The 19,336-nt window shown below is 63.2% G+C and carries 16 protein-coding genes; 4 read left to right on the top strand and 12 right to left on the bottom strand.

Annotation, left to right across the window (positions count from 1 at the left end; all coding sequences use genetic code 11):
* Position 1: 1 nt before the first annotated feature.
* Genes ACJ8QF_RS22340 through ACJ8QF_RS22330 form a run of 3 tightly spaced genes read right to left on the bottom strand, consistent with a single transcriptional unit; the run spans position 2 to position 6,374 of the window.
* Positions 2 to 2,191 (bottom strand): virulence factor SrfC family protein, encoded by a 2,190-nt coding sequence (locus ACJ8QF_RS22340; RefSeq protein ID WP_442537871.1) that lies wholly within the window; start codon positions 2,189 to 2,191, stop codon positions 2 to 4.
* The gene (locus ACJ8QF_RS22335) at positions 2,188 to 5,133 is read right to left on the bottom strand and encodes a virulence factor SrfB (protein ID WP_442537870.1); all 2,946 of its coding nucleotides are present in this window, start codon (positions 5,131 to 5,133) and stop codon (positions 2,188 to 2,190) included. Before ACJ8QF_RS22335 ends, ACJ8QF_RS22340 begins: the two co-directional genes overlap by 4 nt.
* Complete coding sequence (locus ACJ8QF_RS22330) at positions 5,133 to 6,374, bottom strand: SrfA family protein (RefSeq protein WP_442537869.1); 1,242 nt, start codon at positions 6,372 to 6,374, stop codon at positions 5,133 to 5,135. Before ACJ8QF_RS22330 ends, ACJ8QF_RS22335 begins: the two co-directional genes overlap by 1 nt.
* Positions 6,375 to 6,668: 294 nt before the next feature.
* On the opposite strand from ACJ8QF_RS22330, the gene ACJ8QF_RS22325 reads away from it, so the two are divergent.
* Positions 6,669 to 7,586 carry a DMT family transporter gene (locus tag ACJ8QF_RS22325; RefSeq protein WP_131165326.1) on the top strand — a complete coding sequence of 306 codons (918 nt, stop codon included), beginning with the start codon at positions 6,669 to 6,671 and terminating at the stop codon, positions 7,584 to 7,586.
* On the opposite strand, the gene pdxR is transcribed toward ACJ8QF_RS22325, so the two are convergent.
* From pdxR to ACJ8QF_RS22280, 9 genes are all read right to left on the bottom strand, one after another.
* Positions 7,583 to 9,076 carry a MocR-like pyridoxine biosynthesis transcription factor PdxR gene (gene pdxR, locus ACJ8QF_RS22320; RefSeq protein ID WP_442535229.1) on the bottom strand — a complete coding sequence of 498 codons (1,494 nt, stop codon included), beginning with the start codon at positions 9,074 to 9,076 and terminating at the stop codon, positions 7,583 to 7,585. The two genes, ACJ8QF_RS22325 and pdxR, sit on opposite strands and share 4 nt — an antisense overlap.
* A 79-nt stretch (positions 9,077 to 9,155) precedes the next feature.
* A complete protein-coding gene (locus ACJ8QF_RS22315) occupies positions 9,156 to 9,779 on the bottom strand; it encodes a LuxR C-terminal-related transcriptional regulator (protein ID WP_176326528.1) in 624 nt (207 codons plus the stop codon).
* 101 nt (positions 9,780 to 9,880) lie between these two features.
* Positions 9,881 to 10,420, bottom strand: a complete 540-nt coding sequence (locus tag ACJ8QF_RS22310; protein WP_015379347.1) for a fimbrial protein — start codon at positions 10,418 to 10,420, stop codon at positions 9,881 to 9,883.
* 18 nt (positions 10,421 to 10,438) lie between these two features.
* Positions 10,439 to 11,443 (bottom strand): fimbrial protein, encoded by a 1,005-nt coding sequence (locus ACJ8QF_RS22305; RefSeq protein WP_049186522.1) that lies wholly within the window; start codon positions 11,441 to 11,443, stop codon positions 10,439 to 10,441.
* A gap of 14 nt (positions 11,444 to 11,457) precedes the next feature.
* The gene (locus ACJ8QF_RS22300; protein ID WP_442537868.1) at positions 11,458 to 12,069 is read right to left on the bottom strand and encodes a fimbrial protein; all 612 of its coding nucleotides are present in this window, start codon (positions 12,067 to 12,069) and stop codon (positions 11,458 to 11,460) included.
* An 11-nt stretch (positions 12,070 to 12,080) separates the two neighbouring features.
* Positions 12,081 to 12,827 carry a fimbrial biogenesis chaperone gene (locus tag ACJ8QF_RS22295; protein WP_442537867.1) on the bottom strand — a complete coding sequence of 249 codons (747 nt, stop codon included), beginning with the start codon at positions 12,825 to 12,827 and terminating at the stop codon, positions 12,081 to 12,083.
* Positions 12,828 to 12,851: 24 nt separating this feature from the next.
* Entirely contained in the window at positions 12,852 to 15,338 is a 2,487-nt protein-coding gene (locus ACJ8QF_RS22290; RefSeq protein WP_049186521.1) for a fimbria/pilus outer membrane usher protein, read from the bottom strand.
* Positions 15,339 to 15,424: 86 nt separating this feature from the next.
* Entirely contained in the window at positions 15,425 to 15,976 is a 552-nt protein-coding gene (locus ACJ8QF_RS22285) for a fimbrial protein (RefSeq protein ID WP_004930899.1), read from the bottom strand.
* A 91-nt stretch (positions 15,977 to 16,067) separates the two neighbouring features.
* Positions 16,068 to 16,598, bottom strand: coding sequence for a fimbrial protein (locus tag ACJ8QF_RS22280; protein WP_004930897.1), 531 nt, complete (start codon positions 16,596 to 16,598; stop codon positions 16,068 to 16,070).
* Positions 16,599 to 17,356: 758 nt separating this feature from the next.
* Here ACJ8QF_RS22280 and ACJ8QF_RS22275 point away from each other — a divergent pair.
* Genes ACJ8QF_RS22275 through ACJ8QF_RS22265 form a run of 3 tightly spaced genes read left to right on the top strand, consistent with a single transcriptional unit; the run spans position 17,357 to position 19,222 of the window.
* Positions 17,357 to 17,770, top strand: a complete 414-nt coding sequence (locus ACJ8QF_RS22275) for a hypothetical protein (protein WP_015379341.1) — start codon at positions 17,357 to 17,359, stop codon at positions 17,768 to 17,770.
* A gap of 29 nt (positions 17,771 to 17,799) precedes the next feature.
* On the top strand, positions 17,800 to 18,897 hold the full coding sequence (locus ACJ8QF_RS22270; RefSeq protein WP_080352411.1) for an FKBP-type peptidyl-prolyl cis-trans isomerase N-terminal domain-containing protein: 1,098 nt from the start codon (positions 17,800 to 17,802) through the stop codon (positions 18,895 to 18,897).
* A gap of 37 nt (positions 18,898 to 18,934) precedes the next feature.
* Positions 18,935 to 19,222, top strand: coding sequence for a FaeA/PapI family transcriptional regulator (locus tag ACJ8QF_RS22265; protein ID WP_004930885.1), 288 nt, complete (start codon positions 18,935 to 18,937; stop codon positions 19,220 to 19,222).
* The last annotated feature ends 114 nt before the right edge of the window (positions 19,223 to 19,336 follow it).

Raw genomic sequence — 19,336 nt, 5'->3', positions numbered from 1 at the left:
GCTACGGCGCAGCGCGCAGGGCGGCGACGATCGCCGCCAGTGCGGCGCGTTGCTCGTCTGCCAGCGCGGGCTGCGCCTGCGCGGCATTTTCCGCCAGCAGGGTCTGCAGGCCGATCAGCCAGTCATAGATATAAAATGCGGTATTTTTGGTTGGCGTCGGTGCCAGCCGGGTGAGCCGCTGCTGGCCGCTCCAGTCCACCGCCGGCTGCGGCGGTGGGGTAAAGATCGGTTGGCCGGGATTGACGCGGCTCTCGGGGCGCGTTGCCGCATCGCGCCGCTGGAAGCCGAGCCAGGCGACGAAGTCGCCCAACAGCGCCAACGCCTGGCTGATCTGCCGATCTTCCCCCTGTTCCGGCAGGCCGCCGGCGCACAGCGCGCGCTCCAGCTCATCATCGAGCCGCTGGCGGCAGGCGGCGCCGATCAACGCATCAACCAGCAGTTCGAGATGCGGTTTGTCGACGCCGAGCAGATCCAGCAAGCGGCGGCTGTCCGGCAGGCTGCGCAGATGGTTGATCCAATCCGCGAATATCCGCGCGGCAAAGGGTGACGTGGGGGGCTCGCCGGGCGCCGGGGTTTCCGGTGCGCCGAACAGATCGATGTCGAGCCCGAACGGCGCAGGCGTCGCCGGGGTCGGCGCGGCGTGCTGCTGTTGCTGGTAAAGCTGGCGCAGCGTATCGCGCTGGGGCAACAATCGTTCCAGCAGTTCGCCGTGGCGGCCGGCCTGCGCCTGCAGCGCGCGCAGCAGCTGTTGGGCGCGTTGCTGGGCCGCGTATGGATCGGCGGCGGTGAGCCAGTTGCCGAGCAGGCTTTCCGTCAGCTCGCGCTGCAACTCTTCGCGCAGCTCGAGCAGGCGCGCTTGCTTGTGTGCCGGGCGCGCCTGTGCGGCCAGGTAGTTCACCATGCGGCGGCAATCTTGCTCATCCAGCGCCAGCAGTGTGGCCCAGCTGTCACCGGGTTCGCCGACCTGGCGCTGAACGGCGTCGTCAGGGCGCGCTTTGCCTTCCTGGCGTGGGTCGAACGGCGTGATCGCCCAGATTAAACCGGGCTTGCGGCGCTGGCGCAGCGCCGGGGTTTCCCCCTGGGTGTGGTCGACCCAACCGGCGAGCGCCTGGCCGATGCGCGCGGCGTCCTGCGGCGTGGCGGCGGCATCGGCCACCAGCAGCAGGTTGGCGTGCAGGCCGTCCGCGCAGCGGGCCAGCAAATGGGCGCGTTTCGCCTGTTGCAGCCGCTGCGTCGGTTCCGCCTGCGGGCGGGCGCAGCTGCCGGGCAGGTCGATCAGCGCCACGTCGGCGGGCAGGCCCGCCTGCGCGGTTTGCGGCAGAACGGTGGTGACTTCGGCGGTCAGCCAGACCAGATCGCTCAGCGCGATCTCCCGTTCACCGCCGTGTTCGGCCATCACGATGATTGCCGTGTTTTCCGGTGCGGCGCTCGCGGTCAGCAGCGTCAAGGCGCGGCGCGGGGCATGAACCTGCCGGCTGCCACCGAGGGCATGCAGCGTGTGTGCCAGCTGGCGATAATGCGTCGTCAGCGTCGGTTCCTCTCCCCACAGCGGCGCAAACAGGCGCGCGCGATCGTCGATGCTCAGCTGCGGCGCCAGCGCCACGGCCTGCGGCCAGAAATGCCTGTCCAGCGTCTGTTGCCCCTTGACGCCGTGGCGGCGTTGGCTATCCCACAGCGCCAGCACATCGCCGTCGCTGAGGCCGTCGGGGGCGATGGCTTGGCGGTGGCGCGCCAACGTTTGCAGATGGCCGGCGATCGCGCGGGCGTCCCAGTCCAGCCGGAAACCGCCCATCGCGGCGGCATCGAGCGCAATGGCCAGCCACTGCGCTTCATTGAGCAGGGCGAGGGCGATCGGATACTCGGCGGGCCCCGCCTCGGCCGCCGTGCAGTAGCGCACCGCGAGCGAAAGGTCCGCGTTGAAGCGCTTTGCGCCAGGCGCCAGCGCCGCCAGCAGATGGGCCTTGGCGGCGGCGTTGTGGCCATACAAACCGATGGCGACCTGCGCAGGGCATGTGTTTTCCAACCGTGCTGCGCGGTTATGGCAACGGCGCAGGCGCAGCGTCAGGCGATCCGCCTCCTGTTCCAAACGGGCGGACTGCCGGCGCGCAGCGTCCACCCAGCCGATAGCTTGCAAAATGCCGGCGCTGAGCGCGTTATTCGGAGCCGCAGGGGCGAAGGTTTGTGTGTTCATCGTGGGTAAATGCTCCCGCTGTCTATCCAGTAGTGGGTCGCACCGGAGGCGCTGGCAGCCAGGGTATTGAGTTTCAGTTGCAGGTGGTGCGCCGGGACGGGGCTGCCGTCGGCCAGCAGCGCCTGCGCGATCTTGACGCTCTCGGCGCCCTGCTCGGCGCTGGCGGTGATGGCCAGCCGCAGGCTGATCACCGCGTCGCCGGCCAGTTTGCGCGCCAGCTGGGCATCATTGATGGTCAGCGTATAGAGCGGCGAGGCTGGCCAGCGTTCGTTGTCCAACTGGCGGAATCCCAGGCGCAGCGGACCGCGCAGCTGGAAGCTGCCGGCGGGATCGAGCGCGAAATCGGCGCGATCCAGATCGATGTCGCGGTAATAGACGTTATCGTCCGCCAGCATGTTGTTACCGTCCAGCATGCCCAGATAACGAATGGTGGAGTAGGGCTGGAAATCCCCGACGTTGAAGTAAAAGCTCTCCAGCCGCAGGTCGATCGCCAGCAGGCACAGCATGGCGCCCACCGCGGCGGTGGATTTTGGGTTGTCGATGCGGCCGCGTTTGTTGAACGGGTACCAGCTGCGGGTGTGATACCCCTCGAGCGGCAGAATGCGGCTGGCGGGCAGCGGCTGCAGATGGCGCAGCAGCGCCTGCACGCCGGGAAAACGCGCCGGGCGGCCGGTCAACAGCAGTACGTCGCAGGTATACAGCGCCACCACCTCGGCCAGCAGGCGCAGGCAGCGGCCGATGCCGATGTGATCGGACAAGAAGGCGGCGTGCAGATCGGCCAGGCGGATCACCAGCGGGGTGTGCAGGATATCGAAGGCGTTGCTGTCGGCTTCGCGCTGCACTTCGCCGTTGATAAACGCCAGCACCTGCGGCGTCGGCGGCTGCGGCAGCAGATCGCCCAGGCTGGCGGCGATTTCCGCCCGGTTGTCCAGCGGGTCGTATTCTTCATAGGCGCCGAGCAGCGCGCGTCCGGCGGGCATGAAGATCTGCAGCGCGGCCTGCTGACGCAGGGTGGAAAGCCCGTCCATGCGTCCTTCGTTGCCGAACAGCCTGTCCATCAGCGCCGGGGCGGCGCTCACGCCGGCGGCTTCTAATGCCTGCTGCACGGCGGGCAGGATAAACTGCTGGATGGCGTCCAGCAGGATATCGTCGCCGGCGACTTTAAAGCCCTCGCGGAACAGCAGGCGCGGGTTGATTTTGATGTTGTTGCCCACGCCGTCGTCGAGCGAATAGTGCGTGATCGCCAGATCCGTGGTGCCCCCGCCGATGTCGATGGAGGCGATACGCAGCGTTTTTCCCGCCTGCTCACCCGGCGCCAACGGCCGGTCGGGCCGAGCCATGGCGGCGAAGAAGGCGTCGGTGCGGCCGGCGAAGTTCACCTGGGTTTCGTTGTACAGATAGACCATCTGACCGCAGGTGGCCTCGTCCCACTCCATCTGCACCTGCGGCGCCGGGAAGCGGGCGTGCGCGCCGTCGAACGGCGCATCCTGCGGGTGCCAGCCGAGGGCCTTCCACACCAGCCCGATCGCCTCCTGCATGCGGCGGCGGAAAATCTCGCGCTCCGGTTTCGGCATCGCCGAAGGCAGCGTCAGAATGATGGCGCGCAAACGGCGCGGCGCGGCGGCGTTCGGCATGCGGCTGCGCTGGGCGATGCTGTTGATCTGCATCAGCGCCTGCGCCAGCAGCTCGCTCAGCATCAGCGTCATCACCGCGCTGCGGCTGTAATGGGCGGCGAACACCGGCAGCCGTTGCGCCGTCGGCAGGGCGGACAGCGGCACGCCTTCGTCGTTGATCAGGGTGGTCAACGGCGCGGCGGCGGCCATCGGCTCGTGCCGCTCGTTGAAGCGCCAGCCGGGCGCATAGCGCTCTTCGTCCCACAGATAGCGGCGCGGGCTGGAGATGCCGGTGGTGCCTTCATGGCCCGTTCGCCGCTGCGCCAATTGCGCGGCTTCACGGCCGACGCGGGTGATGGAGGGCCACTGGAAGGCGTCGTCGCGTCCGCTCTGGAACGACAGATGCGGCTTGCCGAACGCGGCCCGAGAAAACTCCACCCGGCTCTCGAACAGTTCGTTGTAGACGTGATGCGGTTCGGACAGCGAGCGCAGCTGCAGCTCATAGGTTTGCTTCAGGCCGTTGCTCTCTTCCGGATGGTCTTCGACCAGCACGCCGCAGGTGTGAGAATTGCCGACGTCCAGCACCAGATCGACGTCGATCGCCGGCTGTTGCAGCGTCGCCGCCGCCATTTTTATCTGCGGCACCGTCAGCTGATGGCCGAGCATGTGCAGCAGGTTGAGGTAGTGCGCCTGATACTCGAAGGTTTTCAGCCCGGCGTTGATCTCCGCCTCGGCGCGCTGTTCCCGCTCGGCGGCGCGCTGGCTGAACGCCTCGCGCAGCCAGCCGTCCACCCAGGTCAGATCGAGGAACTCGCCCAGCTCGTGGTTGCGGTGCGCCAGCGCGAAGCTCAGATCGGCGCCGAGATCGCTTTCGCCCGGCGCCAGCGCTTCCTGGCCGGGCGCGGCGGCGCGGGTATCGAAGGCCAGCATCACCCGCAGCAGGTTGCCGTCCTGATCCGGTTCATCCAGCTGCACCACCTGCAGGCGAGCCCAGTTATCCGGGCCCGACAAAAATGTCCCCGAGGCGGTATAGCGCAAGAACGGCAACGGCAGCCAGAGCTTATCCAGCAGGCGCAGCGACTGCTGCAGCGGGTAGCTGAACTCCGGCCGCACCACTTCGGCGGCTTGCCCACCCTCGGCCGGCAGCTGATATTTGCCGCTCTCGGCCTCCCATTGCAGGCGCAGCAGTGGGCCGCTGGCGGTCTTGCGCACGAATTTGCCGGGAAACTCGGCGTCCAGCCGCGGGGTCAGGGCAAAGTCCAGAAACTGAATGCTGCTGTCCTGGATCAGCGTAATGCCGTGTTTGTAGTCCGTAAGGGGTGCCAGCATCATTTACTCTCGCGCTTGAACGTCATGGGATAGGTGGTGTCCGCATCGTAGCGGCCGGTGCACTCTGCCGCGCCGGTTTCGCCCTGGCGGCAGACGATCTCCGGGATCTGGTAGCGGCTGCCGTCGCTGCAGCGCGCCTTGGTGCGGCTGTTGATCACCAGATTGCCGGACTGCATCAGCCCGGCTTCGACCGCCACCCGGCAGCTGACGCCGTCGCCGTAGGCGATGACGGCGCTGCCCTTGCCGCCGTTCAGACGGTATTGCAGACCGGGGCGCTTGCCGGTAATCGGGTCTTTCAGCGCCACCGTGGCGCGCCATTTGCCGTTAAGGAAACGGGTGGAACCGGCCTTCACCGCCTCGGGCGGCAGCACCAGCGCATTTTTGTCCAGCGGTTGCGGGATGGCCGGCGCCGGGGGCGGCGGCATCAGCGTCGCGTGCGCCAGCGGCAAGCGCAGCTTGGGCAACGGCGCGGCGGTTTTTTTCGGCGGCGCCGGATGCCGTACCTCAGCCGGTATCGCCGGTTGCGGCGGCGGTGAGCGGTGCAGCCAGGCGGCCAGCGCCGCACTGCCAAGCAACAGTACGGGCAACAGCCAGAGAGCGTGGCGCCGGCGAGCGGCAGGGGATTCGATAGGCGCTGCCGGGGCGGGCGCCGGTTCGGGCTCGGCGGCCGGGGCCGGTTTTACCGGTTCGACAACGACCGGTTTACGCGGAGCGGCGGCGATCGGCGCCGGTTTTTCCACTTCGACTTTCATCTCTGCTTCGATCGGGCGCAGGCAGGCCAACGGATCGTTCGGGCTCTGCGCCTGCGGCTTGATAAAGCCCCAGAAGGTCAGCACCGGTCGATCGTCCACCAGGTAAACGTGGTTGGGGTCGGGTATGTGCATCGCTTTGGCCAGCAGCGCGCCGAACAGGCGATGGCTGGGGTGATCGGTCGCCAGGGCCTGTTCCGTCAGGCTGCGGAAGGTCGTCAGGCAGTGTTCCAGGTGCCGTACCGCCTGCGCGCGCTGGGCATCGCTCGCCGCCAGCCAGGAGGTGACTTTGCCGGGGAAGGGCGCATACCAGTCGATGCGGGTGCCGCTTTCGTTCGGCTGGGGGATCGCCAGACAGTCGGCGGCCTGCTGCTGCCGGCGAAGGCGCAGGGTTTCCCGCAGCTGCTGCGCGCAGGCGTAGACCGGTTGCCCGTTCTCGCCTAAAGCCAGCACATCATCCAAACTGCCACTGCGTAAGAAGGGTTTCACCACGGCGCCGCACCTTGTCCTGTTCTGCAAAAACGCATAAAAGTCCATGATACCCTGCAGGCAGGGCCGCCAAACGGCCAAGGACAGCCCGAAAAACGCCCTTCTTTGGCGTTAGCGGCGCGCTTTGCTAACCGGCACAGTAAAAATTTCACTATCTGGACCTGTCTGTGAACCGCTTTATCTGAAAAATAGAACGCAGCCCCGGCAAGCGACGCTGGGCAACGATGTTCTCTTTCACTATGACATCGCCTCGCGGGTTGCCGATTTCGGTATGCCTCAGGCGTGCGGAGCGTTCACATGACGGACAGTCAGTCTGCAAAAACTCTCGTTGTTACCCCTGCACATCCCGCCGCCGGTCATTCGGCCCAGGGCTGGATGAACGGTTTTCTTGGCATGATGATCTTCAGCGGCTCGTTGCCCGCCACCCGGGTGGCGGTGCTGGAGCTCGATCCGCTGTTTCTGACGGCGGTCAGGGCGGCGATCGCCGCTTTGCTGGCCCTGTGTGCGCTGCTGATCACCCGGCAGGCGCGGCCGACGCGGGCCGATTTGCCGCCGCTGCTGTTTGTGGCGCTTGGCGTAGTCATCGGTTTTCCGCTGCTGACGGCGCTGGCGCTGCAGCACACCACGTCGGCGCATTCGCTGGTGTATATCGGCCTGCTGCCGCTGGCGACCGCCGGTTTTGGCGTTTTGCGCGGCGGAGAGCGGCCCAAGCCCGCTTTTTGGGCTTTTTCAGGCGTCGGCGCCGTGCTGGTGGGCGCTTTCGCGTTGAGCCAGGGGAGCGGCGGCGCCTGGCAAGGGGATGCGCTGATGGTCGGGGCGGTGTTGCTGTGCGGCCTGGGTTATGCCGAAGGGGCGGTGCTGTCGCGCCGGATCGGCGGCTGGCAGGTGATCTCCTGGGCGCTGGTGGTCGCCTTGCCGTTGACGCTGGCGGCCACCTGGCTGGCGGCACCGGCCGCCTGGCCCGTGGTCAGCGGCGCTGCCTGGCTGTCGCTGGTTTACGTCTCGGTGTTCAGCATGTGGATTGGGTTTATTTTCTGGTATCGCGGCCTGGCGCAGGGCGGCATCGCCGCCGTCGGGCAGTTGCAGCTGCTGCAGCCGTTCTTCGGCCTGGCGCTGGCGGGCTGGCTGCTGCATGAGACCGTCCAGCCGATGATGATCGCCGTGATGGCCGGCGTGGTGGTTTGCGTGTTCGGCGCCAAACGTTTTTCCCGCTAGGCGCCGCTGCCGGCGCAGGCCAGGATCACCTGTCCGAGCCGTTCCACTGCCTGTTGCACCTGGCGATCGGCGTAACCGCCCAATCCCAGCACCAGGCCCGGCTCACCCTGGCCGGGCGCATACATCGGCGACACCGCCCGCAGCGCCAACCCGGCTTCGTTGGCCTGCAGGGCGACCCGCACGTCGTCGAGATCTTTTCTCAACCACAGCACCATGTGCATGCCCTGATCGCAGGGCTGCACCACCGCCAGCTCGGCCGGGATGTACGCGTTGATCGCCTCGATCAGCACCCGACGCTTCTCGGCGTAGACGCCGCGCATTTTGCGGATATGCCGGTCGAGATACCCTTCGGCGATAAAGGCGGCCAGCACGTATTGATCCGCGCTGGGTGGATGGCGATCCATCAGGATCCTGGCGCCGCAAAAGGCGTCGACCAGCGGCGGCGGCACGACGGCGTAACCCAGCCGCAGCGAAGGGAACAGCACCTTGCTGAAGGTGCCGAGATAAAGCGTCCGCTCGGGTGCCAGCCCCTGCAGCGAAGGGAACGGGTGGCCGGCGTAGCGCATCTCGCTGTCGTAATCGTCTTCCACGATCCAGGCTTGCCGCTCTCTGGCCCAGGCCAGCAGGGCGCTTCTTTTCGCCATGCTCATCGGCATGCCCAGCGGATACTGATGCGACGGCGTGACAAAGGCGGCGCGGGCATTGGCGGCCAGGCGCACGCCGGCGGCGACGTCGATGCCGTCGTCGGCGACGGGCACCCTAATCATGTGCCGATCGCGAAACAGGCTGTTAAAAAGGGCGGTAATGCCGGCGTAGGCAGGATCTTCGACCCAGGCGCTGTCGCCGGCATCCAACAGGATCTGCGCGGCCAGATACAGTCCCTGTTGGGTGCCGGAGGTGATGAGGATTTGCTGCGGCGTACAGTTTACCGAGCGGGAACGGCGCACATAGTCGCAGATGGCTTCGCGCAGCGGCAGTGCGCCCAGCGGATCGCCGTAGCCCGACGGCGCGCCGGGGCCGCGGGCGCGGATGCGGTTGCCGAGCCGCCGCCAGATATCGTCGGGCGCGGTATCGCCGATTGGCACTGACACAGTGAACGGCACCGGCGGCAGCGCCCGCGCCTGCGTGGCAAAGCGCGCCAGATGCTGCGCCTGTGAAGAAAGCGGAACCGCTACCGCCGAACTCGCCTGCGCCGTGGCGTGCAGCGTGCGGCGCGGCGCCTGATAGTGGGCGACCCGGGTGCCGGAGCCGGGCTGCGGTTCGAGAAAGCCTTCCGCCGTCAGCTGAGCAAAGGCTTCCAACACCGTGCCGCGCGCCAGATCCAGCGCCGCCGACAGCCGGCGCGTCGAGGGCAGCAGATCGCCCGCTTTCAGATCGCCGCGGTGGATGGCCTGACGCAGAGCCTGCGCCAGCTGGTGGCTAAGCTGACCCGCCTGGCGATCGAGCTCGCCGAGGGCGGGAACGTCAACGACTTTGGCTGTTCTGGGCATGGATTCCGGCTCGCTTTGCAGTGCGAAAATGAGTATTCAGAGTAAACCACTCTTTCGGCACTCGCGAGTCCGTTGTCAGTCAACTCAGCCCGCGCTGATTCAGCAGCACCTTATTCAGCTCGCTGTTTTTTCGCACGTTCAGCTTGCGCATCGCCGAGCGTTTATGGGCGCTGATGGTTTTCTGGCTGCGCTGCAGCAGGCCGGCGATGCTGCAGGCGGACATGCCGCTGCTCATCAACCCCAACACCTTTTTTTCGCAGTGGCTGAGCGCGGCGATGCGGCAGGCCTGGCATTTCCACATGCCGGCGGCGTGCAGCGCCATCCACGGATGCTGGATAAATTTCTCCAGCGCCATCTGCAATTTGAGGCGGATGGCGTAGGCCGAATCGCGCCGATGGATGCTGAACAGCGGCGGCAGGTTTTTCACCTGTTGCTGGGTCGTGTCGTCGAGGATCAGCAGGGTCAGCTGCCGCTGGCGCGGGATGCCGTAGGGGCTCTGGTAACAGCAGGCGCAGCCCCAGCGCTCTTCCGGCGTGCGGAACACGATTTCGATGTTATCCAACGCCTGCAGCGCCAGCGGCGAGAACTGCGGGTACCGGCGCTGGCATTCGTTCAGGGAGTGCAGATAATCCTGCAGCAGCAGACGCAGCCCCTGCTGGTAGAAGTTATCGCTGTCGAACAGCGTGAAGCGAATATCTGGCATGGGTGCCTCCTTAAAAGGCCGTGCCGGAGCGAACGGTGACGGCCAATCGCCGGCGATTGCGCGCCGGGCGTTTTCCTGATTTCCCTGGGGCGGTGCGGGGCTTATTGGTACGCCAGCACAAAATTGGCGACGGACGTGAATTCGCCTTCGGTAATGCTTTGGTTCTGAATCGCGCTCGGCCGCCCTTGTACGTAGGCGGTGAAGTTCAGGTTGTTGGGGCCGTTTTGCAGCGCGACGGCGCTGGTGGCCTTATTCAGAGAGATGTCCGCACCCTGATGATCGAACAGGGCGATGGCGGCGCCGTTCGCGCCGTTGTTGATCGCCAGCTTGCCCGGCAGCTCTCCGTCTTCGGCGCCGCTGAAGGTCACGCTGACGGATTTGAACACCGTGGTCTTGCAGTCGGTCAGCTTGATGCTGAACGGCACCGGCGTGGTATGGCCGTAGCGGTACAGGGTTTTGACGATCACCGTGCCCATCTCCACCAGCTGATCGGCGGACTGCGGTTCGATATTGCACGGGCGGCTCACCACGGTGCCGTGGAACTGCACCGGCGCGCCGATAAGCTCGGTGTTCGCCGCCGCCGGCATGGCGGCAAACCACCAGGGCGCGCAGCTCAGCAGCGCTAAAGCGCGTAGACGCATTTTCCGTTCCTCCCTCGGTTACTGGAATGCCGCCACGATGGTGGCCGATGCGTTGAATTCCCCTTCGCCGATCTCTGCGCCGCCGTTGGCGAGCGGCGCCGCCACCAGGTTCCAGGAGCCGCCGTTGCCGATGTTCGGCACCGGGTAAAACTCATTCGGGATAACCAGTTGGCCGTTGTGCGTCAGCCGGATGCCGAGATCGTTCTTGTCGGTTTTGAACACCTCGTTGCTGAAGGAGGCCGCCGTGCCCGACACCGCCAGCTTGATGTTCAGCGTGCCGTCCTCGAAGCTGCCGCCCTCGCACTGGAAGCGTACCGGAATGCTTTGCGGGTAGTTCGAGCCGTTGAGATCGCTGCCGCCGATCTCGCCAAACTCCACGTTGATCAACTGGCCTTCGTTCACCACGCATTTATCGGGCACGTAGAGGATTGCGGACTGGATAAACACCTGCGCCATCGGGTTGGGGCCGAAACCGCCGTCGGTCGAGCCGAGGCGGCCGTACATCTCGATGATCTGCCGATCGTTAATCTCAACGCCGTTAATGATCTTTTTGCGCACCCGGAAGGTGATCTTGCCTTTGGAGCCGCTGCCGTAGTTGTTGACCTGCAAGTACGGCGGCTGGCAGCGGTGTTGGCTCAGCAAATTCGATTCGTTGTAAAAAGGCACGGTGACGTAGGCGTTCTTGTTGCCGGCAATCCACACCTCGGCTTTTAAATCCAAAAAGTCATTCAGCTTTAAATAGCCGTTGCCGTAGTCGGAGGGGGGCAACGCCGAATCCGACTTGTAAAAGTGTGGGCTGGTGGGGATAGGGGTATCGCAATACACCTTGCCGGTATAGGTGCCACCCAGATCATAGGGAAACAGTTTGGTGAACCCCACCTGGTTGGTGATGTTGCTTTCATTCAGATCGATATAGAACTGTTTCGGCCCGCCGTCCGGCGTGACATAGCCGTTGGCCCAGGCGGCGGGGGCCGCCAGCGCGATCGCCAGCGGCAGGCAGAGTTTGGTCAGTTGAGTTTTCATTGCGTTCTCGAGCCTCACAGGTAAATCACCTGAATGTGCGCCACGGCGGCGAACCCGGCCGCCATCACTGCCCGCTGGGTGGATTCCACGCTGGCGCTGAACCACAGGGTGTTGCTGCCGGGCTGCAGAATGTAAGGGCGGCTGCGCTGATTCAGCTCCAGCGCCTGGCCTTGTTGGTCTTGCAGCCGCAGACCGATGCCCTGTACGCCGCCGTTCAGCTTCAGCAGCGACGGGTTGTCGACGTCGCTTTCGCCGAGAAACACCAGCGTGGCGGCCTGCTCACCCTGCAGGTAGAGGCGGCCGGCATCGCCGTTGCGCGGGCCGGCCGGGTTATCCGCCAGCGCGCGCGCGCCCAGCAGGCAATTGCGGAACGAGAGACGAAAACGCACCGGCGCACTGCGATCGCCGGCGTTGCGGAAGTCGCGTGCGCTGACGTCGCCCAGATCGACGGACTGATCCCGGCTGTCCGGCGTCAGGCTGCAGGGAGAGCTGAGCAGACCGCCGTGAAAGCTGACGGTGCCGGTGGTGCCTTCGATCGCGCCCAGCGGCGTTGCCGCCAGCGCGCCGCCGCCGCACAGCAGTGCGCCGAGCAGCAGAGGGCGCAGTCGATCGGTGAATTCAGCCATGCTGGACCTCCTTATTTTTTCTCGGGCACGGCGGTGCAAACGCCGCCATTGCAGACGAAGCGAAGCTCCGGATGGCCGCCGTAGTCGTTGATGTAGGTGATGACGAAGCTGTTCATACCGGTGTCGTGCAGCTTGAGGCTTTCGCTGGATTTCGGCTTCAGCATCAGCGGCTGAAAACCGTCGATCGCGCCGCCGCCCTGTTTTTGCGTCTGCCGCGTCATGCCGGTCAGGGTGATGTAAAACGGCGTCGGGTTGTCGACGGTGATGGCGCCGCCGCTTTTACGGAACACCAGCTTTTCCTGCCACACTTCACCCTTGGGCGCGACAATCGCCTTCGGCCGGTAGAACAGCTTGATCTGCGTCTGCAGCGCCAGCTGCATCACGTTGGTTTTGGTGCTTTTCGGCGGGATCTCGCGCAGGTTGAAGTAGAACACCGACTCGCGATCCTGCGGCAGGCGATCCGCTTCCGGCGTTTTGGTGATGCGCACCACGCTGCGCTCGCTCGGCTCCACGCGCTGCAACGGCGGCAGCACCACCAGCGGCGAGGTGATTTTCTGATGCTGCTCGTTCTCCAGCCAGGACTGCGCCAGGAAAGGCAGCTCTTTGTTTTCGTTGACGATATTCAGGCTGATCGATTTGGCGTCGCTCACATAAACGGCGCGCGTGCGATCCAGCGATATCGCCGCGTCGGCGGTGGGCAGTACGGCGCTCAGGGCCAGGCCGGCGGCGGTCAGTAGCGTTATCGGGTGTTTGTTCATGTCATTATTTCTCAGCGTTACGGATTACAGGGTGGCGCACGGCAGCAGCAGCTGGTCCAGCGGCTTGGCGGCGCCCGGGATCACGATGCGGCAGCGGCGTTGGCCTTCCCAGGCGACATCCAGTTTTTCCTCCGGCTGTACGCCGGTCAGGTAGACCGAGCCGCCGTCGTTGACCACCGCGACCTCGCGGCCTTTCTCGCTCAGCACCGCGGCGCCGAACGGCGGTTCGCTGCCGTCCGCGAGGCGAATGGTGGCCAGCAGCTTGCTGCCTTTCACCACCTCGAAGTGGCGGTAGCCGATGGCGCCTTCGGTCAGCGTGCCTTGCACCACGGCGCGAGTGGCCTCGACGTCGTCCGCCAGCTTATTGACGTCGATACGGGTGTCGGTGTTGTAGTAGCTGGTGATGTCGGAAATCACCGCCAGCCCGAAACGGTTGCTGTAGGCGCGGCCGTTATTGATCGGCACGCCGGCGATGCCGTCGGTGTCGAGCATCATGCGGCTGCCGCCGTTGCTCGAGTTCTGATGCGCCGCGATACCGTGCCGGGTCGCGGTGAGGCCGCCGCGGAACGAGCCGCCGATCGACGAGTAGCTGTCCTGCTGGTAAGAGGCGCTGGCGTTCAGCGAGCCGAACGAGGCGTTGTGGGTGTAGTACCCGCGCGCCAGCGATTTGCCGGACTGGTTAAAGCCGCCGCTGACCTGCCAGGTATTGTCCGGATCGCTGTAGTCGTTGTACGACGCGGTCTGCGTGACGTCGCCGTTGTTGGTTTGCAGCGCATAGCCGACGCGCCGACGATCGCCGATCGGTACGGTGAAGTTGAGCATCACGCTGTCGTCGGTGCGGCCCTGGTAATAGGTGCGGTAAGCCGACAGCGAGGCGGTGATGTTGCTGATATCGCCGATGCTGAACAACTTGCTGGTCGACAGCCCGTAACGATCCTGGGTTCGCGCGTCCCAATAGGTCTGGTGCGAGTAAGTCAGATAGGTGGTGATCGCCCTGGCGCTGTCTTCCGCCATAAAGGTTTTACTGGCGGTGATGGTATACAGCTCTTTCTGACGGCCGTTGTAATTCTTGTCGTAATCGCCGTAGCGCTCCTGCAGATACTGCGACATGTTCATGAATTTGCGTTGCGAGAAGCGGTAGCCGGCGAAGGTGATCTGGCTGTTCAGCTCGTCGAAGCGTTTGGCGTAGTTGAGCTTGAACGACATGCCGCTGGCGGTCGGCTCGCCGGGCAGGCGAGCGATCGACTGGGTGACGTCCAGCGACATGGCGCCGAACACGTTCAGATCGCGGCCGAGGCCGAGCGCCCAGGCGTTATAGTCGCCGCCGAGCAGCGCGCCACCATACAGCGACCAGGCGTTGCTCAGCCCCCAGGAGAAGTCGCTGGCGGAAAACAGCGGCCCCTGGGTGCGGTGGTCGTAGGCCGAGGTTTTGCCGAGCGCCACGTTGTAGCGCACGTAGCCCGGGCGGGTCAGGTACGGAATGGTGGCGGTATCCACCTGGAAGGTCGAAACGGTGCCGTCCTGCTCTTCCACCTTGACGTCCAGCTTGCCGCGCACCGAGCTGTTGAGATCCTGGATGGCGAACGGCCCGGCGGGCACGGTGGTTTCGTACAGCGTGCGGCCTTCCTGCGAGACGGTGATCTTGGCGTTGCTCTTGGCGATGCCGCGCACTTCCGGCGCGTAGCCCTGCAGGTTCGGCGGCAGCATGCGCTCGTCGCTGGCCAGGTTGAGGCCGGTGAAGCGATAGGCGTCGAACACCCCGGAGTCGAGATAGATCTCGCCCAGCGTCAGCTTGGCGGCCTGCATCGGCAGCGCGCGGTAGGCGTAGATCTGGTTCCAGTCGAAACCGGTGCTGCGATCGCCGGCCTGCTGATTGTAATTGGCCTGGTAGTCCGCGCGCAGGCGCCAGGGGCCCAGGTTGGCGCCCAGCGTGCCGTAGCTGCTCAGGTTCTGGGCGGTGTTGTTGTTGTGGCTCTGCTTGCCTAACTGGCCGCTCAGGTTGTAGTCCAGCAGCAGGCCGGGAATGCCGTCGTCCCACTGCTCGGGCGGCGTCCAGTCGGGATCGGAGTATTTCATCCACGCCTGCGGGATGGTGATCGCCAGCACGCCGCCGCCGATGCGATCGGAGATGGTCGCGCCTTTGATGCCGCGAATGTCGGCGCACTGGTTGTCGTGCCACAGGGTGATTTTTTTGGCCGCTTCTTCTTTCAACGCCATTTTTTCCACCAGGTCAGGCGGCAGGCACACCTGGCTGCCGCTCTTGTTATCCGGCGACGGGAAATACTGAATGCTGCGCTGGGGCAGCGTTTTCTGGTTGATCTTGATGTCCAGCAAATAAGCGCCGGGCATGACGTAGTCGGCGTCGGAGAAGCGCGAAAGATCCACTTTGCTGCGCTCGCCGATATCCAGGACGTCGGTATTGAATTCCGTGGCGGAAAATGCCGGACGCACCCAGAGGAAAGATAGAATGACGAGGAGAGGTAGGTGTTTCCGTGTCAGTAATGACGTCATAGCATAATCACTCATGGCAAGTCCGCGCCCAATAGCAGGTCATCCGTACGACCTGAATACGTAATGCTGTGCAGCGCCCGCCGGCGCTAGAGATAAGACAGGGTGAATTTGGCCAGAGAGCTGAAGCCGCCCGCCCGCGCCTTGTCGGGATGCAGACGCAACTGCGCGCCAAAGCGCAGCGTGTTGTCGCCGGCGACGATCTGGTAATCCGCCGTCGTGCTGCCGAGCGGGATCGGCGTGCCGGCATCGTTCAACAGCTCGATAGCCACGCCCTTCGCCTCGCCGTAAACGCCGAGCAGGGAAGGATCCCCGCTGTCGGCGGTGCCGTCGAACGTGACGTTGGCCGCGCGATAGATGAAGTCAGGCTTCACCTGGCTGGCCAGCTCGCAGTTCACCAGTTTGATCGTGAAATGGCGGCGGCTGCCGATCAGCACCGACTGCCCATCCTGCGAGGCGTCGGTCATGGAAATCAGACCAAAATCGACGGTTTGATCCAGGCTGTCGCTGGCGATGCCGCACGGCGTTTCAACGATGGTGCCGCCCAGGCTGACTTTGCCGTGGCCCTGATTTTTCGCTGCCGCCGCCGCGCTGCCGACGCTGAGCGCGATGAGCAACAGGCCGCAAAGGCGGATAGTCATGCTGGCGTCTCCCTGTCTTTCCCTGTTCCCTTGCCGGTATCCTCGGCATGCAATAAAGCGGGGGATGCCCTGAGACATCCCCTGTGGGGTATTACAGGTAAGCCAGGGTGAAGTTCGCCACGCTGGTGAAGTCGCCCGGCACCACGGCGCTTGAGGCGCTGCTGCCCTGCAGATAAGCGGCGAATTTCAGCGAGTTGTCGCCGTCGTTCAGGCCCTGACCGTCGGTCGCGGTGCCCAGTTCCACCTCTTTGGAGTGCAGGTTGTCGTAGATCACGATGCCGGCGCCGGTTGCCGTGCCGCTCAGGGCCAGCAGTTTGTTGTTAACCGGATCAGGCGTGCCGGTAAAGGTCACTTTGACGTTTTTCATGGTGGAGATGGAGCAATCTTTCAGTTCGATGTTGAAAGGCTGCATGCTGGATTTACCCTGGTTGGCCAGGATGCGGCTGCTGATCTGGCCCATCGGCACGGTTTGGTCAACGGATTCCGGCGCGACGCTGCATGGCGCATCGATAATTTCGCCGGTAAAGGTGACTTTACCGCTGCCCTGATTAGATGCGGCATGAGCAACAGATGCGGAAGCGAAAGCAATCATGGTTGCCAGCATTAATTTATTCAGTTTCATTTCTCAGGTTCCTGTAGAGAGTTTTTAAATAAAAAGAACAGCACATCTAAATCCCCCGCGGCGGTGGCAACGCCATGTCGCCGCCCGTGCGGTTGGAGCCAGATCCTTTTGCTCTGGGCAATACGCCGATATCCGTTATTTATGAGAAATAACGAGATTTGGAAAATCGATAATGGATTTTCTGGTAAATAAAATACGTTTTTTACGTGTGGCGTGTTGCTGGGAATATTCTTGCAAATAATAGTATTGCTTGGAAATAGATTTTATTAAATTAAGTCAAATTCAGAATATAAAACCAAAAGGAAAAAGAAATATATTTGCTTTAAAATCAATAGATCGTATACAAATATTATCCAGTATAAATCACTATATAAATAACGATATGCGAGATATTAGATCGGGGGAAATAGGGTGACACCTACAATTCACAATATTGTTTTGCTAATATCGCTCTGAGGCAGCAGATGATGCATTTCCCTTTAGAAACAAAATATAAAACATAATTTATTGTTTTTATTGTTATTTCATGGTTGTTTGTTCATGAGGGAATGGGGTTTCTTATTCGCGTTTAGCCAGCGTTTAGACCTAATTGGTTAACAATTAAATAACAATTGCACCGGTAGTGAATTATTCTATCGCATTGCGTGATAGGGATTTTTCGCTACCTAACCCATTTTGATTAATCAAATTAAGGCATGTGCTGCTGCCGTTCGCCACATAATGATGACCTAAGTGACAATTAAAGGATTATAAACGGAATGATAACGATGATTAATGCTTGCGGCGGGCGCCGTTGGGTGGGATTGACCCTATTTCTGCTGTCTCTTATGGCGCTTTCTGGCTGTGCGGGCGGGAGCAAGACAAAACTGAATTCCGTGAAAAAAATCTCACAGAATAATCCTAATGATAAATCCGATGAGCAACGCATCGCGCTTTGTCAGCAGCGGGTTAATTCATTAAAGAATATTAATCCGCAAAGTTACCAAAAACGCATCGCCTATTTTAATGGCCTGCTTTCCAACGCTTCCGGATATGCCGGGGTGCGCGGCAATGTGGATGAGAGTACCCGTAAAGCGATTGATGCTCTTTATCAATATAAAACCGAGAAATTCTGCGCTGACGTCGAGCATGAGCTGATGTCCGATCTGTCCAGCCGGGTTGAGAATCTGTAGCCATGAAGCGATGCGCGCAAGGATGGGCGATGGCTCTTTTGCTGTTGGCGGCGAGCGGGGCCGCTTGCGCCGCCGATGACGGCATTCCCGCGTTGTTGAAGTTTGCCGAACAGCGGCAGGCGCCACCGGCCGCGCCCAGGGAAGATACCGCGCGTAAATCGGCGTCAGCACCAGCCGCCAAACCGGCCGCAGACAGCGCTCGTTTAACGTCGTTGCAGCACTCTGTGCAACAGCAGGCAGAGAAAATCCGTCAGCTGGAGCGGCAGTTGGCGGCGGCTCAGGCCGCCGCGGCGCCGAAACGGGAACCGGCCGTCGTCGATATTCGGCCGCTGGCCGATGCCCTGAAGGGATTGCGGCAGGCCGTTGCGCCGGTGCCTGAAGTGAGCGTGCTGGCCGCTTCGTTAACGCGGGCCGAACAGCGCAGCGCAAGTTTGGCGACGCAGCTGGCGCAGCAGCAGCGGCGGGTGGAGACCTTGCTGGCCGAACGGCAGCAGGCGGCCGAGCCGCCTGCGCTGGCCAGCGCGGCGGACAAGCAGGCGTATGCCGCCGGCGTGTCGCTCGGACGCGACATTCTGCATCTGCAGCAGGAGAACCGGCGCGCGGGTCTGGAAGCGGATACCCAGCTGTTGCTGGCGGGCATCGCCGATACCCTGGCCGGGCGATTGCGGCTCGATGAAGCCGCCATCGACGGCGCGCTGCACACGGCGCAGCAGCGGTTGCAGCAGGCGCTACAGACGCAGGCGCCGCCTCGGGATGACAACGCCTACCTGGCCAATTTCGTTCGCCAGGAGGGGGTCAAGCAGGATGCGCTCGGTTTCTATTACCGGGTGGACTATGCCGGCAGCGGGGCGATCGGCGCCGACGATCGGGTGGATATCGTGGTGCGCGAAAGCCTGACCGACGGCCGGGTAGTCAAAGACATGGAGCTGGCGGGGACGGTGATCTCGCAGCCGTTGACGCGCTACCCGCCGCTGTTTCGCGCGGCTATCGAGAAGCTGCAGCGTCACGGTGCGATCACGCTGGTGGTGCCGCCGGCGCTGGCGTACGGCAAACAGGGCAACCCGCCGGCGATCCCCCCGAATGCCACCATGATTTACACCCTGCGCATCGCTGACGTGCAGCCGTGAGCGGGGTGCTCAGCAGTAACCACTCAGGAGGAATGCTATGGCCAAGGCGCCGAAAACGTTTGAAAGCAGAAAATCGCTGATGCTGAATGTGTTGCAAGGATTGTGCAGGGAGCGTGTGGAAGGATCTGGGGGCCATCATCCCCCGCCGGAGCAGTGGCCGAAGACGCGCGAGCTGGCGGATAAATGCGGCGAAAATATTTATACCACCCGCACCCTGCTGCTGGCGCTGGAAAAGGAGGGTAAGGTTCACTGCACCCACCGCAGCATCAACAATTCTCTCCGCTGGTACAGCTGCGACGAACAGGCAGCGATAAAAAAAGAGTGATTCGACCCTGGCGGTCGCTTTTGACTATTCCTACAGCTAATCATTAATTAAATTTATCATTTGGCGGGGCGTTTCGCTCCGTCAATCCTTCCCCTTCGTTCGCTGCCATCCGCA

This window comes from Serratia sp. CY81684, assembly GCF_052166595.1.
Classification (GTDB): domain Bacteria; phylum Pseudomonadota; class Gammaproteobacteria; order Enterobacterales; family Enterobacteriaceae; genus Serratia; species Serratia nematodiphila.
This window is presented reverse-complemented; position numbering and strand designations above follow the sequence as displayed.

Bases quoted from the DNA above. Each gene is read 5' to 3' on its own strand.
- ACJ8QF_RS22340 (WP_442537871.1), bottom strand. From the start codon at position 2,191: ATGAACACACAAACCTTCGCCCCTGCGGCTCCGAATAACGCGCTCAGC.
- ACJ8QF_RS22335 (WP_442537870.1), bottom strand. From the start codon at position 5,133: ATGCTGGCACCCCTTACGGACTACAAACACGGCATTACGCTGATCCAG.
- ACJ8QF_RS22325 (WP_131165326.1), top strand. From the start codon at position 6,669: ATGACGGACAGTCAGTCTGCAAAAACTCTCGTTGTTACCCCTGCACAT.
- pdxR (WP_442535229.1), bottom strand. From the start codon at position 9,076: ATGCCCAGAACAGCCAAAGTCGTTGACGTTCCCGCCCTCGGCGAGCTC.
- ACJ8QF_RS22315 (WP_176326528.1), bottom strand. From the start codon at position 9,779: ATGCCAGATATTCGCTTCACGCTGTTCGACAGCGATAACTTCTACCAG.
- ACJ8QF_RS22310 (WP_015379347.1), bottom strand. From the start codon at position 10,420: ATGCGTCTACGCGCTTTAGCGCTGCTGAGCTGCGCGCCCTGGTGGTTT.
- ACJ8QF_RS22305 (WP_049186522.1), bottom strand. From the start codon at position 11,443: ATGAAAACTCAACTGACCAAACTCTGCCTGCCGCTGGCGATCGCGCTG.
- ACJ8QF_RS22300 (WP_442537868.1), bottom strand. From the start codon at position 12,069: ATGGCTGAATTCACCGATCGACTGCGCCCTCTGCTGCTCGGCGCACTG.
- ACJ8QF_RS22295 (WP_442537867.1), bottom strand. From the start codon at position 12,827: ATGAACAAACACCCGATAACGCTACTGACCGCCGCCGGCCTGGCCCTG.
- ACJ8QF_RS22290 (WP_049186521.1), bottom strand. From the start codon at position 15,338: ATGACGTCATTACTGACACGGAAACACCTACCTCTCCTCGTCATTCTA.
- ACJ8QF_RS22285 (WP_004930899.1), bottom strand. From the start codon at position 15,976: ATGACTATCCGCCTTTGCGGCCTGTTGCTCATCGCGCTCAGCGTCGGC.
- ACJ8QF_RS22280 (WP_004930897.1), bottom strand. From the start codon at position 16,598: ATGAAACTGAATAAATTAATGCTGGCAACCATGATTGCTTTCGCTTCC.
- ACJ8QF_RS22275 (WP_015379341.1), top strand. From the start codon at position 17,357: ATGATAACGATGATTAATGCTTGCGGCGGGCGCCGTTGGGTGGGATTG.
- ACJ8QF_RS22270 (WP_080352411.1), top strand. From the start codon at position 17,800: ATGGCTCTTTTGCTGTTGGCGGCGAGCGGGGCCGCTTGCGCCGCCGAT.
- ACJ8QF_RS22265 (WP_004930885.1), top strand. From the start codon at position 18,935: ATGGCCAAGGCGCCGAAAACGTTTGAAAGCAGAAAATCGCTGATGCTG.